This is a genomic window from Variovorax sp. SRS16 (assembly GCF_901827165.1).
Lineage (GTDB): Bacteria > Pseudomonadota > Gammaproteobacteria > Burkholderiales > Burkholderiaceae_C > Variovorax.
On record NZ_LR594667.1, the window covers coordinates 371635 to 385611 of the forward strand.

At 62.5% G+C, this 13977-nt stretch carries 14 protein-coding genes and 1 other RNA gene; 5 read left to right on the forward strand and 10 right to left on the reverse strand.

Annotated features, from left to right (window positions below; genetic code table 11):
- Positions 1-107 precede the first annotated feature (107 nt).
- Positions 108-980: a DUF6694 family lipoprotein gene (locus E5P2_RS29840; protein ID WP_146039538.1), complete on the forward strand. Its 873-nt coding sequence runs from the start codon at positions 108-110 to the stop codon at positions 978-980.
- A 99-nt stretch (positions 981-1079) separates the two neighbouring features.
- On the forward strand, positions 1080-1337 hold the full coding sequence (locus tag E5P2_RS29845; protein WP_068674242.1) for a hypothetical protein: 258 nt from the start codon (positions 1080-1082) through the stop codon (positions 1335-1337).
- Between the two features lie 370 nt (positions 1338-1707).
- Here E5P2_RS29845 and E5P2_RS29850 read toward each other — a convergent pair whose 3' ends face one another.
- The 5 genes from E5P2_RS29850 to E5P2_RS29870 all read right to left on the reverse strand — a co-directional run bounded on the left by E5P2_RS29850 (position 1708) and on the right by E5P2_RS29870 (position 7866).
- Positions 1708-2607 carry a hypothetical protein gene (locus tag E5P2_RS29850; protein WP_162570878.1) on the reverse strand — a complete coding sequence of 300 codons (900 nt, stop codon included), beginning with the start codon at positions 2605-2607 and terminating at the stop codon, positions 1708-1710.
- A gap of 203 nt (positions 2608-2810) precedes the next feature.
- The gene (locus E5P2_RS29855) at positions 2811-3425 is read right to left on the reverse strand and encodes a hypothetical protein (RefSeq protein WP_162570879.1); all 615 of its coding nucleotides are present in this window, start codon (positions 3423-3425) and stop codon (positions 2811-2813) included.
- A 607-nt stretch (positions 3426-4032) separates the two neighbouring features.
- Positions 4033-5469 carry an HDOD domain-containing protein gene (locus E5P2_RS29860; RefSeq protein ID WP_162570880.1) on the reverse strand — a complete coding sequence of 479 codons (1437 nt, stop codon included), beginning with the start codon at positions 5467-5469 and terminating at the stop codon, positions 4033-4035.
- On the reverse strand, positions 5466-7277 hold the full coding sequence (locus E5P2_RS38215) for a putative bifunctional diguanylate cyclase/phosphodiesterase (protein ID WP_269475016.1): 1812 nt from the start codon (positions 7275-7277) through the stop codon (positions 5466-5468). Before E5P2_RS38215 ends, E5P2_RS29860 begins: the two co-directional genes overlap by 4 nt.
- Before the next feature lie 334 nt (positions 7278-7611).
- Positions 7612-7866 (reverse strand): hypothetical protein, encoded by a 255-nt coding sequence (locus E5P2_RS29870; RefSeq protein ID WP_162570881.1) that lies wholly within the window; start codon positions 7864-7866, stop codon positions 7612-7614.
- Positions 7867-8045: 179 nt separating this feature from the next.
- Here E5P2_RS29870 and E5P2_RS29875 point away from each other — a divergent pair, with 179 nt between their 5' ends.
- Positions 8046-8270, forward strand: coding sequence for a hypothetical protein (locus E5P2_RS29875; RefSeq protein ID WP_068674230.1), 225 nt, complete (start codon positions 8046-8048; stop codon positions 8268-8270).
- 161 nt (positions 8271-8431) lie between these two features.
- Here the strand turns inward: E5P2_RS29875 and E5P2_RS29880 are convergent, their stop codons facing one another.
- Positions 8432-9394 (reverse strand): hypothetical protein, encoded by a 963-nt coding sequence (locus tag E5P2_RS29880; protein WP_162570882.1) that lies wholly within the window; start codon positions 9392-9394, stop codon positions 8432-8434.
- A 299-nt stretch (positions 9395-9693) separates the two neighbouring features.
- On the opposite strand from E5P2_RS29880, the gene E5P2_RS29885 reads away from it, so the two are divergent.
- Together E5P2_RS29885 and E5P2_RS29890 are read left to right on the forward strand one after the other, a co-directional pair.
- Positions 9694-9999, forward strand: coding sequence for a S26 family signal peptidase (locus E5P2_RS29885; RefSeq protein ID WP_068674226.1), 306 nt, complete (start codon positions 9694-9696; stop codon positions 9997-9999).
- Between the two features lie 205 nt (positions 10000-10204).
- Positions 10205-10558: a hypothetical protein gene (locus tag E5P2_RS29890; RefSeq protein ID WP_068674224.1), complete on the forward strand. Its 354-nt coding sequence runs from the start codon at positions 10205-10207 to the stop codon at positions 10556-10558.
- A 124-nt stretch (positions 10559-10682) separates the two neighbouring features.
- On the opposite strand, the gene E5P2_RS29895 is transcribed toward E5P2_RS29890, so the two are convergent.
- From E5P2_RS29895 to ssrA, 4 genes are all read right to left on the reverse strand, one after another.
- Entirely contained in the window at positions 10683-11384 is a 702-nt protein-coding gene (locus tag E5P2_RS29895) for a hypothetical protein (protein WP_068674222.1), read from the reverse strand.
- A gap of 234 nt (positions 11385-11618) precedes the next feature.
- Positions 11619-12284, reverse strand: coding sequence for a hypothetical protein (locus tag E5P2_RS29900; RefSeq protein ID WP_162570883.1), 666 nt, complete (start codon positions 12282-12284; stop codon positions 11619-11621).
- A gap of 614 nt (positions 12285-12898) precedes the next feature.
- Entirely contained in the window at positions 12899-13399 is a 501-nt protein-coding gene (gene smpB / locus E5P2_RS29905; RefSeq protein WP_083944153.1) for an SsrA-binding protein SmpB, read from the reverse strand.
- 81 nt (positions 13400-13480) lie between these two features.
- Positions 13481-13826: a transfer-messenger RNA gene (ssrA, locus tag E5P2_RS29910) on the reverse strand.
- Between the last annotated feature and the right edge of the window lie 151 nt (positions 13827-13977).

Genomic DNA, 13977 nt, shown 5'->3' on the forward strand with positions numbered 1-13977 from the left:
AACAAATGTGTCGACATGCAACAGCATTTAAAATAGACTGGCGTTCTCCCTTCGTCCTAAAACGAAGGGAGAACATAAACACAAATGATTCGAAGGACAGTCATCTAATGCGTTTCCGTATCGCGCTCTGCGCAGGATTTCTGATGGCCTTGGCTGGGTGCCAAGCGAAGCTGGACGCATCCAGCCCCGAGGCGCTCGATGCCTCCATCCCGAAAGTCGTGGACTCTGTGCCGGAATCCCAGCGGGCTGAACTCTCCGGGTACATCAAGAATTTGGTTCGTCCCGTCGGTGCCGCCCTGATAGTGGGCACTGCCGACAAGAACGTCGGAAATGCGATGTTCAATGAGGCCGCAAAGCATCTGGACGGACTCACGGCTGAGCAGATTTTCACAATGGCGCGCGAGTCCGAGGTTGCTGCCAAGAAGGCGCAGCAGGAGCGCGCGAGGTCCGATGCAGCAAGGCTGGTGAAGGAGGCTCAGGACAAGGTCGACCTTTTGCTTGCGGGCCAGGCTGCCTTCACCAAGGTGACCGTCACGCACGCAAAGCAGCCCGTTCAACAAGCCGGTGCCGGAATGGGCTCCTTCGTGGTTTTTGACGTGCTCAACGGGAGCGACTCGGCGGTGGAACGCGCCACCTGGGAAGTGACGTACGTCCGGACCACCGCCCAGCGTGTAGCCGGGGGCAAGTTCGTGCGGCAGTCCGCCCTCAACGAAGCGGGCTTTGCTGGAGTACCTGCAGGCCAAACGGTTCAGGTCCGACTGCCGGAATCCGCCGGGGCCTTCGGTGGCGAGGCCAAGGACTACCTGGAGACCGAAATCACATCGGTGAAGCTGATGAACTTCCAATCGGCAAATGGCGCCTTCGCGTCGGCCGACAATGAGCAACTCATCGGGCCAGCTCAGGCACGGCTGAAGGAAGCGCAGGAGACACAGGCCCGCGTCCTGCGCGACATCGACGAAGAGAACTCCATCAAGGGCTGAAAGAGCGACCGGGCGCTCACCGCGCGACGTCTCGTGCGTCGCACCGGCCGCGCGAGAGCCCCTGCGCCTGCAGTCGCGACCACGCACACTCCAAGAGCTATGAACCTCGTATCCCTCTCCGAAGCCAAGCCAGAAATCAAATGCGCAGAGCTGGAGCTTGCCCCCGACACCAAAGTGATGTTCTCGTACGGGCGTCCGGCGGCGGCACTGCTCCCAGACCGTGGCTACGTCCGTGTCGACCAGGTCATCTCCAAGACGACCGAGCGGCATATCGCCGAATGGGTCGGCGCCGAGGCATCCGAGCAGGTCTCACAGGACTTCTTGGATGGTCTCCTTGCCGGTACGGCGAGGTGCTGACCAAGTGTTGAGGGTGAAGACTATTGCAGCAGCATCTGCGCTCGCGCTGTGCTGCGCGAGTGCTTTCGCAGACAAGCCAACGGTTATCGTCCCAGGGGACTGTGGGCTCTGGGTCAAAACCAAGTCGCCTGCCTACCGTGACACGATGTCCGGATGGCTGCTGGGGTACCTGTCCGGGCTGAGCATGAGGCACGAGCCTCCGAACGACCCACTCGCGGACCTATCGCCCGAGCAGGCGAACCTTTGGATGGACAAGTTCTGCCGAGAAAACCCGCTGAGTAATCTGCAGATTGGCGGAAGTCGACTTTTCAGCGAACTCGACCGGCTAGGGCCCCGCACAAAATAGGGGACTGTCCCTTCCTGCTCAGCTTCAGTACCGCGAGGGGAGGACGATGCTGTTGGCAACTTGCTGGCAGAGGGGCTTCACGCCGGTGTAACCGCTCGCCGCCTTTCTTGCGTCGCCCTTCGTCGCACCGGCCATGCACTGCAGGCTGATGAAGTAGTCCCCGTAGAAGATGCCGTACATCTCAGCCCGCATGGCCAAGTCGATGCCCGCTCGGTCCTGAGCCGAGTCGTACTCGACAACGAATGCCGGCTGGCCTTCGACGGTGACAGCCTTCGCGGCGATGAACGTCCCGCCCTCGGGAATCATGGCCTTGACCTCACCGTTGCGCAGCGACTCCGCGACGTCTGCCTTGGTCACGCGTTCGCCGCCAATCGTTTTCACCAGCAGGAGGATGGTCTCCATGCCGGTGCCGTTGGCACTCGTCCATTTCCGAACGATGTTCGGCCGATAGCCCTCCTCGCCCTTCCATGACTTCGGCATCTGCATGTCCAGGCGCAACCCTTTAGCCTTTGGGTGGCCGGTTGCGCTGTAGGACTGCCTGAAGCCGTTTACGAACTCACGAGCTGGCGTTTCCTCGTACTGCGCTGCCAAAATGAACTCGAGCTCCGGGCTTGGAATCTTACCTGCGGCGCGGTCATTGACGAGCTCCAGAAAATCGGTTGCCTGCTGCCGCGTGATGCCTTCAATCTGCTTCGCGAGCATCGGGTCGAGCTTGCTACGCCAGGCGGCGGGCTTTCCAATCGAGGCCATGGCCTTCTCCAGGCGCTCTTCGAGGCGGGGGAACTTCGCCGAAAAGTTCAAGCCTGCCAGCTGTACCTGCTGGTGCAGCTCGGGAAACACTCGGTCAATGTATTCGAGGCTCAGCCGTTGGCCATACACGAAGCCATACGACCGGCCGAAGCCCTTGGAGGCCTCGTCGTTCATGTTGAGCGCAGAGGCAGTCGGGCTCAAGAGCAGGGCGCACAGCAGCTGTGCTGCAACAGCGAGGGAAGGTCTGACGCGGGGCACTGGTTCTCCTCGTTGGCGGCCGTCCGCGGTGGCTCTGCGGCGCGGCCATTCTTGTTAAAGGGCGAGTGCACTCTACAGCGCGCGGCCCGCCATGCAGCCCTTGCGGCGAAAAATTCCCCCTATTCGTGCCGTGCCTCACGGTTCGCGCGCTGCCCGGTTCGCCCGGCTGCGCCAGCCTTGCTGGCCTCCCATCTCTCGACCACCTCTTCTCCAAACTGGTGTGACGCAAGGAAACTCATGCGGCAGAAGTGGCTCGGCGCTGGTACAACAAGGCCAGGCCATCCCCGTCGCTCAAAATACTCCCGCGCCTTGCTTCCATGGGGAATGATGACCTCAGGCTGGATGAACTCCAACAGAAACTCGAACAACGACGTGTCGCGGTCCGAACGCGCGCGTCCGCGCGCGTCGGGGGAGGGGACGTTGTAGAGGTTGGTGACAAGGCATCTCTCCCCGCCCACCACTTCCAGAAAAGGCTCCATCCGGCTGCGCGTCGTGCTCATCGCCGTTCGCTTGCCGGTGGACCGACGGTAAGCGCGGTAGTCCTCGAGCCACTTGCTTTCAAGGAACCCATGGCCGGATTTCCAGTGCTCCCAGAACGGCGTGGCCATCGACGTCGCTGGATTGAAGCCAACGACGAAACAGTTGCATTCGACCGGGTTTCCGTCGCAAGTTAAGGGACGCGCGGTGGAGTTGCGTGGGAGCTTGCGCAGTAGCCGCCGCTCGAAATCGTTCAAGCGTGCGATGTCAACGGCAGAATGTGCGCGGAGCCGGGAGCGTGTGGACATGCCCGGCAGTATCTCGCAGCGCCGAACTGACGACAAGGAGTGCCCGCCCGAGCCGCTGGCAGTAGAAGAAGCCATACGGGCGAATGAAGCCCTTCGTCGCGGCATCGCTCGTGTTGAGGGGCGGGAGGGCTTCCCAAACTCTGACGCCAAAGAAAAGCGCCCGACTGTGTCGGGCGCGGAAGGATGTGCGCCGGTCCAGCGCTGGTCAAAGGCCGGCGGAGACGACGGAGCTCGAGGTGTCGAACGACCAGCCGCATCCCGCGCAAGCGTAGCCTGCGACGTTCGTACGACCAGAGCGGCCGCTGTAGGGGTTCATTTCGAGGTCGCACTCGTCACAAATCGGATTGCCGCTGAGGCTCTCGAGGCCATATGGCCCCTGACGAGTCGCTGCGGGAGCGGGGGATGCGGGGGTGGTCGCTTGAGTCATGAGAGGTGTCATGTTGAGTGGTCCTGCCTCCTATAGCGAACGCAGCGTCACCGAGCACTATAGGGGACCTGGTGTTCCGCCTGGCTCCGCGAGTGGCGACCCGCGGAGCTTCAAGTAGCCGCCCGCGCTTCAAGCGGGCTGCTGGCTGCGCTGAAATCCCCTTCCGATTTCTCCGACGAGGTCGTACAGCGTAGCCAACTCCTCGCCGGTGAATGGGATACCGCAGGCTGCAGAGCCCCAGTCACCGCAGACCACCGCGACGCAGCGGTTCTTGATGAACACCGGGACAAGAACCAGAGATTTAGTGTCAGGGAAGGCCTCGCGGTACCAGCGCGGGACCCGGTGCGCAATCTCAGGGCGCTGCGAGTCCTCCAGGTGCGTCGGTCGCTGGGCGGTCGTCGCAAAGTGGAAAACGTCCGGCACAAAGCCTTCCTCGAAGGACAAGCAAGCGAGCCGCTCCCGCATGCCCGGCCCGAAACCGATGCGCGCGCTGAAGCGCTTCGCCTGGGGGTTCAGGAGCATCAGAAAGCAGTGCGTGAAGTTCATTGCCCCCATGGTCGATTCAATGACGAGCGGCACCAGTTCGGAGACCGGATGGTCCGTGGCCGCAGCCTGGACTTCCTTGAGGTTCCGCAGTAGCCGGCAGTGCGCGTCGAGCGGCTTGCCCGGCGCGTGGCGTCGCTCGACTTCCGCTGCAGCCTCGTCCTCGTGACGCGCCTCCCTCAAGTTTTCTACCTTGAGCCTTGCTGCCTCGACGGCCTGCTCCTGGAGGCCGAGGGCTTCCGCGTGCCGCCCGAGCAGCTCCGCCACCTCGTCCGCGTCCCCGCCACGGGTCACCAGCGCGGCGGCCTGCGCCGACACCTCAGCCATCGCGCCGAGCCAATTCGTGTGGGACCGAGACACCGTCTCAGCGTCCGTGGCGTTTTGCGTCATGGTGGCCGTGATGAGCGGTGGCATGCGCCACTTCTGCGCCGCGGCGCGCGCAATCTCCTCGAGCGTCACGCCCAGCACGTGATGGCATGCCATGCTCTCGCTCTCGGAGACCCCACCGGACATGGCCTGAATGCGCGCCCATTCCTCCGGGTAATAGAAGACGAGCAACAGCCGGCTGAGGTGATGCATGAGCGTGCACACGACGAGCTCTTCGCCTTGGTTGATGCCTTGTGAGGCGCTGAGGGTGCGCGCGAACTCGCCCGCGAGAATCGCCCGCTCGAGCTCCTGCGCGGTGTCTGGACGCCGAGCCGCAGCGCCGGCGAAGTTGTCGAGCAGCTGAAGGCCCAGGGCCAGGTGCCCGACGGCATCGACTCCCAACACCATGATGGCGCGGGACACCGTCGTCACCCCGCCACCGAATGGCGCATACATGGCGGAATTTGCCAGCCGAATGACCTTCTGCGCCAGCGAGAAATCGGTCAGCACGCTCTCTGCCAACGTGCCGACGTTGGCGTCGGCGCCCAGCGCTGGAAGCAGGTTGTCGAGCGAAACCTGAAGGGTCGGAAAGTCGCCCTGCTGCTGCATGCGGGCCCAAAGCGTCTCGAAGAAACGCGCCTTGGTGAGTTTTGTCATGCTTGGTGGTCCTTCGAATCCTGACGGCAAGCGTGGAGCTTTAATGCGCCCGATGTGATGGCTTGTTCGAGTTGCGCGGCCGGCAGGGCCTTGGAGTGGTGCCAGCCTTGGCTGAAGTCGCATCCGTGTTCCGAGAGCAGCGCGCACTGTTGGGCCGTCTCAACGCCTTCTGCGACCGACATGAGCCCGAGCTCCCGGGCGAGCGACAGAATGGCGAAGACGATGGTCCTGCTGGGGCCCGACTGGAGCATCTCGGCGACGAAGCTTCGGTCAATCTTGAGGGCCTGCAGCGGAAACTGCTGCAGGTAGGCCAGGCTCGAGTAGCCCGTGCCGAAGTCGTCGACCGCAAACCGCACCCCGGCCTGCCGAAGTTCGCTTAGCAGCCGCCCGGCATGCTCCGGGTCGGCCATGAGCGCGCCCTCCGTGATTTCAATGACCAGCCGCCGGGCATCGACGCCCGACAGCGCGATGGCACGTTTGACGCTTTCGACGAACGCGGGATGCTGAAACTGCACTGGGGACACGTTGACCGAGATGTACTTGAAGTGCAGGCCCATCGAGTCCCAGTGGACAAGCTGGGCGCAGGCGCACCGAAGCGCCCAGTCACCCAGGAAATTGATGAGGCCGTTGTGTTCCGCCAGTGGAATGAACGTCGACGGCGGAATCAAGCCATCAGGTCGCTCCCAGCGCATCAGGGCTTCGAGGCCCCAGACCTCGCCGGTGGACGGCGCACAGATAGGCTGGTACTGCAGCGAAAATTCGCCGTTCTGTACGGCGTCGAACATGTTTTGCTCGAGCGCGAACTGCACCTGCTGCTTCCGGTCCATCTCAGGGGTGAACACTGCGACCCGGTTCTTCCCCTGGGCCTTCGCCTGGTACATCGCGATGTCCGCGCGTTTCATGAGCGAGGACTCTGTCAGGTCCGGGTCGTCGCCGGAGAGGGTCAACCCCAGGCTCGTGGTCACCCGCAGCTGGCAGCCGGCCAAGTGAAATGGCTTGCGCAGCGTAGCGACGACGCGCTCCGCGAGCTCGATAGCGACCTTGGCCTCGCCGGCGCCAGGCAACAACAGGACGAACTCATCTCCGCCCAGGCGTGCCACGATGTCCGAGGTGCGGACTGCCGCCTTCAGTCGCGTCGCGACTTCCCTCAGCAGGCCGTCGCCCACGTCGTGCCCCAGCGAGTCGTTGATTTTCTTGAACCCATCCAGGTCGAGAATGGCAACGGCGAACTGGCTCCTGTTTCGAACCGCCGTCAGGATGTGCTCAGAGATGGCCTTGCGCATCAGCGCCCGATTACCGAGGCCGGTGAGCGGGTCCGCCATGGACTCCTCCTTGAGGCTCTCCTCGGCCAAAACCCATCCCGAAACGTTGTAGCCGAACAGAATGAAGCGCTTGAGGCCGTCCGGCGTGGGGTCCGGGCGTATGGTGACCTCGAGCCAGACGCTCTCGGGCAATCCGCCGGTGAACCGAAGCCGTGCGTGCTCATCCGTCGAGCGCGCCCAGGCGTTTCGCAGCAAGCCCGACAAGATGTCTCGGTGGTCAGGCGCCACGATGTCCGAAAGCGACGCGCGCAGCAGGTGCTCTTTCGGATAGGCGAGCAGTTCGGCCGAGGCGTCGCTCGCATGGAGGATGCGCCCACCCGAATCGATGTAGATGGCTAGCGCCCCTGAGGCGTTCAGAATTGCTTTCAGGTCTCGCGCGTCGCACTCTGCCTGAGGTTCGGGCTCAGGCGCGACAACGCGGCCGAAGTTCGCCGATAAGGCGGCTTCGATATCCAAAAACATCGGGCTCTTTTTGCTTCTGTGCATTGAGGTCTTGTGTCCTGTACTCAAGTCGCCCCAAGGCGCGGGAGGCACTCTGGTGGCGGTCAAGACCTGTAGTGAAGAGCCACGTTTTATTAGCGTATAGGTAGAAAGTGTCGGGTTTAGGCGTGTGCGCACCTGCCGCGAAGGGGCTGCAGAACACGGGCCGATGCCAAGAATCTCGGTGTTGGCGACAGCGGAAGGCGCGCCCTCCTCCCCACACGGCACGCGGGGCGTGGGACGTCGTTCCAAGAGCGCTGCGTCCTTGCTGGCAGCTGCGTCGCCGGCCTGGGGTCTCAATGAAAACGCCCCGAGGTAACCGGGGCGTTGTGAAATCAGGCTAGGCGATGTGATACCGAAGGTGGTGAGGCAACGCCTCTACGGCTTCCCAGTACCTGTTGCTTCCGCCGAGGAGTTCCTTGATGGCGTTTTGCTCGCTCTCTTCGTCCGGAAGCACAAGATAGTCGTCTCCGTGGTGGTCTCCGAAGATGAGCTTGACGCCGGCGGCGGCCGCTAGGTCGCGGACGAAGCTACCAGGTGCTATGGCGCCCTTGCAGAGCGAGGCGGGGAGGCTGAAGCGAATGAAGCCAGGCACGGTTCTCCTGTTCGCTGTGCGCAGTTGGACTATTCGGTATAGCCCTCTGACGGCGCGAAGGTCTTAAGCGCAGACCAGGTGCGTTGTGTAAAGTGCACGCGACCCGCTTCTTTTAGGGCGCCTGGCCATGCGAATGAGTACGTTCGGGTTACCATTCGCTTATAAGTCGGAGGTGCACCATGAATATCTACCCCACCCGCAGGCAGGCGACAGGCGTGGCTCGCAATTTCAGCAAGACAGCGCGCTGCGTAGTCGTCGTCTACAAAACGCCTGAAAACAAGTACGCCGCGGCGAGGTCAACCGAGCCCGTTGCCGGGCAAATCGACATCGTCTTTCGAGACGGGTACGAGGTGCGGTCGCTTCTCACGCTCTCCGGACAAGCGGCAGCCGCGCTTCGACGGTAGGCGCGAGCTCGCCGCCAGCAGAAAAAGGCCCCTTCGGGGGCTTCTTTTTTGGAGGGCCGGCAACGCCTGGCCAAAAGAGGAGCCCGCGTTCCGAAGAATGCGGGCTCGAAAGAAGATTGTCAGGGTCTCAGAGCTTTAGGCCTGAGGCCGAAAGGTCGGCTTCAGCCAAGGTTCCCTCGAAGCTCCTCGAGGTCGTCGTCAAGTACCTGCCAAGCCGTCACGTCGTTGGCCTTCACCTGGCGCACCTCAAGCCATTCGGAGTCAAGAAGCTCGCTTTCGATGCGAACTCGGACTGTGGCGCTTCCTACGTCGGCTGGCACCTCGCCGATGGCCTTTACCAAGCCGGTGGAGAGGTTCACGGCCGCTTCGACCGAGTCGCCGTCTTCGTCTGGATAGACCCAGCTGAGGGTGACCCAGGCCGAAGTGGCCTTGCCTTCCGCGGCGGTTGTTTCCGACTCGACGCCCTGCTGGATGAACCGCATGCACCAGTCAGCCTGATGAGCACGCGACATCGCCTGCATCTTCGCTCCGTAGTGTTGCCCCACCCATTCGGCGATGGTGTCCCAGAGCCCTGGGTTATCGTCGATAACCGCCAGCACCAAGCGGTGCCATTCCACATCTGGCATCCGCACGCCGAGCTCACAGGTGTCGCCAGAGTCGTCGCGCGTATCGACCGTCTCAGCGGAGTAGGCCTTGGCTTGGCTCAGGAGGAAGCGGTTGCGGTAGAACACTTCGGGCTCCTGGAGGTACACGGGGATGCCGTACTTCTGGATGCGAGGAATGCGGGCCTTCTGGGAGACGAGTTCAGCGCTCGGCGCGAAGTCGAAGCTGTTGGGCAGCTGATATTCGCCGGCCTCGTCCAGTGCAAGTCGTTCGAGGCATCCGATGTCGTCCTCGACCAGGTACAGCGTCCGCGTCGCCCACTTCGTGGTGACCGGTGCCGCCGGAGCCTGTTGCGATGCCTCGCTCTTCTGCGACTTGGCGAAAGCGTGCGGGTGCTTGCCCTGCGCCTTCAGGTAGCTGGCGCGCAGCGCTGCATGGGGCACCTTGATGCCATGGTCCACGTCGAGCGCGCGCTTGATTGCCTGGACCACTTGGGTCACTTGTTGGTTGTCTGTCGTCATTGCGATTTCCTTTGGATTTGCGCCTGGGGCGCCGAAAGTCTCCGAAGAGACCTGATTTCCGCTTTGTCCTTCGACGTCCTTTGGCGCAAGCCTTAGGAAACGTGGTTCGAAAGTTCGTTGCCGAAGCAACGCCTTGTCTTCTCCCGCCGGTGAGGCGACCCGTTGTGGGCGCGGAGAGATGGGCGCAAGGTGGCCTAGAACCCGTATAGGTAGCCTGCGGTGGGCTGCAGCCCTATTTAATGTTGCCGACATCGCGTTGCGGGTTGTGGCGGTGACGCCGCCGCCCGCCCGATAGCACCATGGGCTGGGCCGCGCCTTACATCGAGAAGCTTCGAGCAGGCGAGGTCGTATCTTTCCGGCCGCGCGGCCACTCGATGCGGCCCCACATGCGAAGTGGCCAGCTCGTCACCCTCGAGCCCATCCTAGCGGGCAGCGCGCCTGGCGTTGGGGACATCGTGCTCGCGCGTGTACGCGGGGCCGACTACCTGCATTTCATCGGCGCCGTGCGGGACGGGCAGGTGCTCATTGCCAATGCCCATGGGCACGAGAACGGCTGGACGGCCCGAGAACGCGTTCTCGGCAAGGTCTGCGCCGTCGTCGAGTAGCGCACAGCGAACGGCAAACGAACCGGAAGGTTTGGCGGCACGGGCGAGGCTCCAGTCGGCATCAAGCCGTTGATTTCATTGCGCTTTCTTGCCCAGTGGGACCGACCAACGAACCGGCAACCCGAACGCGCGAAAGTAGGCCGCGTCCTGGCCGTCCACGGGATTCGCTAGACGGCTTAGGACCTCACCACGCAACAGGAGCGACATGCCAACACCTACCAAATCTCAGCGCCTCTTCAGCGAGCTCGCAACTGACAACAACTGGTCCGCCGAGCTGCAGGGCCAGGTCGCACTGGCTTTTCTCCACCAGGACCCCGAAGCCATGGACCGGTTCTCCGCCTACGTTCTGGAGCAAGTCAACATCGCCCTGGTTCCAGACGACTTCAGCCACGAGGCGCTCAGTGTTCAAGGCTACCGAGTGCAGCTCGGCGCCAACGGCTACACCTGGATGCGCCTCGGCGACGCCCAGTGGCAGTCGAACTACAGCTACCCGAGCGAAGACATCGCCTGGCGCAGTGCCCACGTCGACGCTGTCGCCGAAGGCCTGGTTTCCGCCTAGGCTCACCGCGCATCTCTGATTTCACCAGCCCCGTCCATTTGGACGGGGCTTTCTCTTCGCCGGTCGGGTCAACGGCACAAGGAAAAAAAAGACCGCCGGCGAGGGCGGTCTTCAGAAGTAGTTTTTAACGTGCCAGCCCAGGGATACGTCCCGTGCGGGGGCACGCCTCGAACTGGTTCGGGGTGGTGCGGATGCCCTTGTGCTTCTTGGGTCCGTAGGCCTCGATGCCGAGAGCGGCACAAGCCTTTGGCGTCCTCAGGGCCACGAACCCCACCATGCCGACAAGGTCGGTTGGTGCGTAGTCCGTTTCTTCGAACTGGCGCTTGCCGTTGAGCAACGCATGTGGCTGTGCCGGGTCGAACACAACCACGGTGCCTGGCTTAAATGGCACCTCGATGTCCATCTCGCCAAAACGCACCGTCCGCTCGGGCGGTCCTTCGATGCACCAGGCGCCGAAGATACCGTTCGAGTAGGGCATGTCGTGGTGGTAGGGCAAGCCGCCGCCGACGATAGCCCCGTAGTCTGTTGACAGGTAACGGATGCTGCGCTCGCCGAGGACTGGTTGGAGCACCGAACGCAAGAGGTTGCGGATGACAAGGCTGTTGGTTTCGCCGAGGTCCTCCAGTTCGAACTCGCTGACCTTGCTCAAGCCGAGCTTCTGGACGAGCCGTGCGGCGCGCCCGTTTGCCCAGTTGCCAACGAGTGACGGCGGAGCCTCTCCGACCAGGACGTTTCTGGCGGCAAGGTACTTGGGCGTGGAGGTATCCGACCTGTTGCTGCTCCAGAGGTAGCGGAAGGACGGGTGTGCTGAAGTCAAGGTTTGCATGAGATGAAATGTCGGTTGGCCTGATGGGTGTAGCCATCTGCCGTCAAGCTCATCTCCGACCGTTGTACATTGCACAGCAGCCGCTGTAGATTCCACAACAGCGCAGCCGTGGCCGCTTCGGCCAGGACATCAGGGCTTCGCCGAGGAGCCACGCTCTTTCTTACCGGGCACCGCCGAGGGGCAAAAAGAACCGCCTGGAGTGTTAGCTCCAGGCGGGAATCAGCGGATATCCGCTCAGGCAGTTATGCCCAGCATTGCTGGACTCGCCACGCTCAGCTCGGGGAAGCGATGCGGGTGGGCCTGCATCAGAGCGAGACGCTCTAGAGCGTCGACTTCATCGATGCACCACTCGAGCACACCGCTGCTGCCTTGCTTGTCCTTTCCCTCGACAGCCCATGTCGCCGAGGCACAATCGCAGCCCAGCCCTCGGTACACGTAGTCTGGGTAGTCGAACAACGCCGTGGCGTTGCGAGACACTGCGAACTCTTGGAGCGTGTCGTTGAGGACCAGCACCAGATGCACCAGGTGGCGCATCTCACGCACTGAGGCAGTGTCAATGTCCAGCTGCACGATGTACACGTTCGCGACCGAACCGAAGTCGTCGTCACGGGCGCAGCCGACTTTCTGAATCACGACGTCCGCGGGGAAAAACGTCGCATTCAGCTCGTCGATTGTTTCGGCGTAGCGCTCGACGGCCGCGAGTTGCTCAGGAGAGTAGCCGTCTTCGAAGCAGAAAGATTGCACAAAGACGATTTGTCCGTTGACGCAGCCGCCGTGCCGTCGGATGAACCGGCGAATCGCGCGACCGTTGTTGCCTTGCTTGTTATCAAGAAGCTTGTAGGCCTCGCGAACGACGCCAGCGACCTCGAAGAGCAGATTGGAACGAGAAGAGAGTGCCATGGATGGCTCCTATAAGAGTTGACCTACCTCGTGTAGAACCAGCCCCCGTGCCGCCACCCCGCGTGGCGAAGTGAGTGTGCTGCGCTCTTAGAACCCGAAGGCCTCTGCTCACAAGCCTGGTCAGCAGGAAGCGGCTTCGCCTTCCCCATCCGACGGATTTCCGCCAACGGACCCCTTGTGGCTGCGCCCGCGTCCAGGGTTCTGGCGCAGGGAAGAAAGACCCGCACAAGGCGGGTCTCGAGGGAGGGGAGGGACTAGCTCTGGGGGTCCGCGCCGTCGACTTGGTCACCGGACGGGCGTCCGTCTGGCGCGACTTCTTCAGGCGCAGCTTGCGGCGACTCTGCGCGAGAAGTCAGGCCGCCAGGTTTCGCGGAGCAGTCTGCAGGCGGAGTGGAACAGGTCTTGGCGCACGAACCTGCGACGGCGCAGGCAGCAACGGCCGACGCGATTGCGATGGTCCGGGTAGGCAGAGCAGATGGTTGGCACATAGTTGGGAGCGGGTTGGTTGTCCTCCTGCGTATAGCCAGCCAATCTCGCTCCCGTGCGCGCTTGTGTACCAGAGGGCCCCCGGGCTCGCAAAGCCGTTGGCCCTATCTCCCGCGTTCCGTTTTCGGCTATGCCGCCTTCAGCTCGCGTGCGAGGTCACGCTGTTGGTCACGTTGACGAACCGTATCGCGCTTGTCGTGCAGCTTCTTGCCCTTGGCCAAGCCGATGTTCAGCTTCAGCTTGCGTGTGTACGTCAGGGCGAGCGGCACAACGGTGTAGCCGCGCTCGTCCACGCGGCGCTCGAGCTTGCGCAGCTCAGCCTTGTTGAGCAACAGCTGCCGAGGGCGGGTGGGTTCCAGCTCTTCCAGCAGACCCTTGCGTGCTTGTGCCAGGGGGGTGATGGTGAGCGACTCGACGAAGGCCTCTCCGTCCTTGAGGCGGATGAAGGCGGAGCCGCCATTGAACGTGGCCTGGCCGGCCAGGATGGCCTTGACCTCCCAGCCGCGCAGCATGAGGCCGGCTTCGAAGGTGTCTTCGATGAAGTAGAGGTGTCGCGCCTGGCGGTTGTCCACGACCGTCCGAGTTTCGCGCTGTCGAGGTCCGCTTTGTGCGGGGTTTGGTGCAGTCACGATGGAATCCTTGAGAGGAGGGCGGCGCGTGAGCGCGCCAGAGGGTCAAACGCCCCGATGCACGTGAGTACATCGAGGCGCCGGCAAGCCGCATTGCTGCGGCTCACAAAGGCTTAGGTTACAGGGTGCCTTTAGACCCCGGCCTGCTTAAGCAGCGAGGCGGAAATTGCTTTCATTGGCAATTGTCATGTCGTTCTGTTCTACAAGACCTAAGCCTTGCCGGGTAGTCCCAACCCGCGTTGCCGCCTGCACTTCCGCCCGTCTTCGAATCCAGGTCACCCCCATCAACAAACGCCTCATCTAAAGCGTTTCTTGGTGGAAGTGTGGGGAATCGAACCCCATTTAGACACGTTTCCGATTCAGAGGATATACAACGATGTCGTCAGTATAGCACATCGCCACAAGCGCAGCAAGCAGCTGAGGCTTTTAAACTCGACGTTTCGTTGGTTCAGCATATAGGCGACGCGACCAAGTCAGAGCGCTAGGGCGCGGAACGCTATTGGCAGCCAAGAGCTCGCGCACGCGGCGTGGGTCGTCGCGGTCTCAAGCCCATATTTTGGCGAGTCGTCGCCTGCTGC

Excerpts from the sequence above, each read along its gene's own strand:
- E5P2_RS29840 (WP_146039538.1), top strand. The coding sequence starts at position 108 with ATGCGTTTCCGTATCGCGCTCTGCGCAGGATTTCTGATGGCCTTGGCT.
- E5P2_RS29845 (WP_068674242.1), top strand. The coding sequence starts at position 1,080 with ATGAACCTCGTATCCCTCTCCGAAGCCAAGCCAGAAATCAAATGCGCA.
- E5P2_RS29850 (WP_162570878.1), bottom strand. The coding sequence starts at position 2,607 with ATGAACGACGAGGCCTCCAAGGGCTTCGGCCGGTCGTATGGCTTCGTG.
- E5P2_RS29860 (WP_162570880.1), bottom strand. The coding sequence starts at position 5,469 with ATGACAAAACTCACCAAGGCGCGTTTCTTCGAGACGCTTTGGGCCCGC.
- E5P2_RS38215 (WP_269475016.1), bottom strand. The coding sequence starts at position 7,277 with ATGCACAGAAGCAAAAAGAGCCCGATGTTTTTGGATATCGAAGCCGCC.
- E5P2_RS29875 (WP_068674230.1), top strand. The coding sequence starts at position 8,046 with ATGAATATCTACCCCACCCGCAGGCAGGCGACAGGCGTGGCTCGCAAT.
- E5P2_RS29880 (WP_162570882.1), bottom strand. The coding sequence starts at position 9,394 with ATGACGACAGACAACCAACAAGTGACCCAAGTGGTCCAGGCAATCAAG.
- E5P2_RS29885 (WP_068674226.1), top strand. The coding sequence starts at position 9,694 with ATGGGCTGGGCCGCGCCTTACATCGAGAAGCTTCGAGCAGGCGAGGTC.
- E5P2_RS29890 (WP_068674224.1), top strand. The coding sequence starts at position 10,205 with ATGCCAACACCTACCAAATCTCAGCGCCTCTTCAGCGAGCTCGCAACT.
- E5P2_RS29895 (WP_068674222.1), bottom strand. The coding sequence starts at position 11,384 with ATGCAAACCTTGACTTCAGCACACCCGTCCTTCCGCTACCTCTGGAGC.
- E5P2_RS29900 (WP_162570883.1), bottom strand. The coding sequence starts at position 12,284 with ATGGCACTCTCTTCTCGTTCCAATCTGCTCTTCGAGGTCGCTGGCGTC.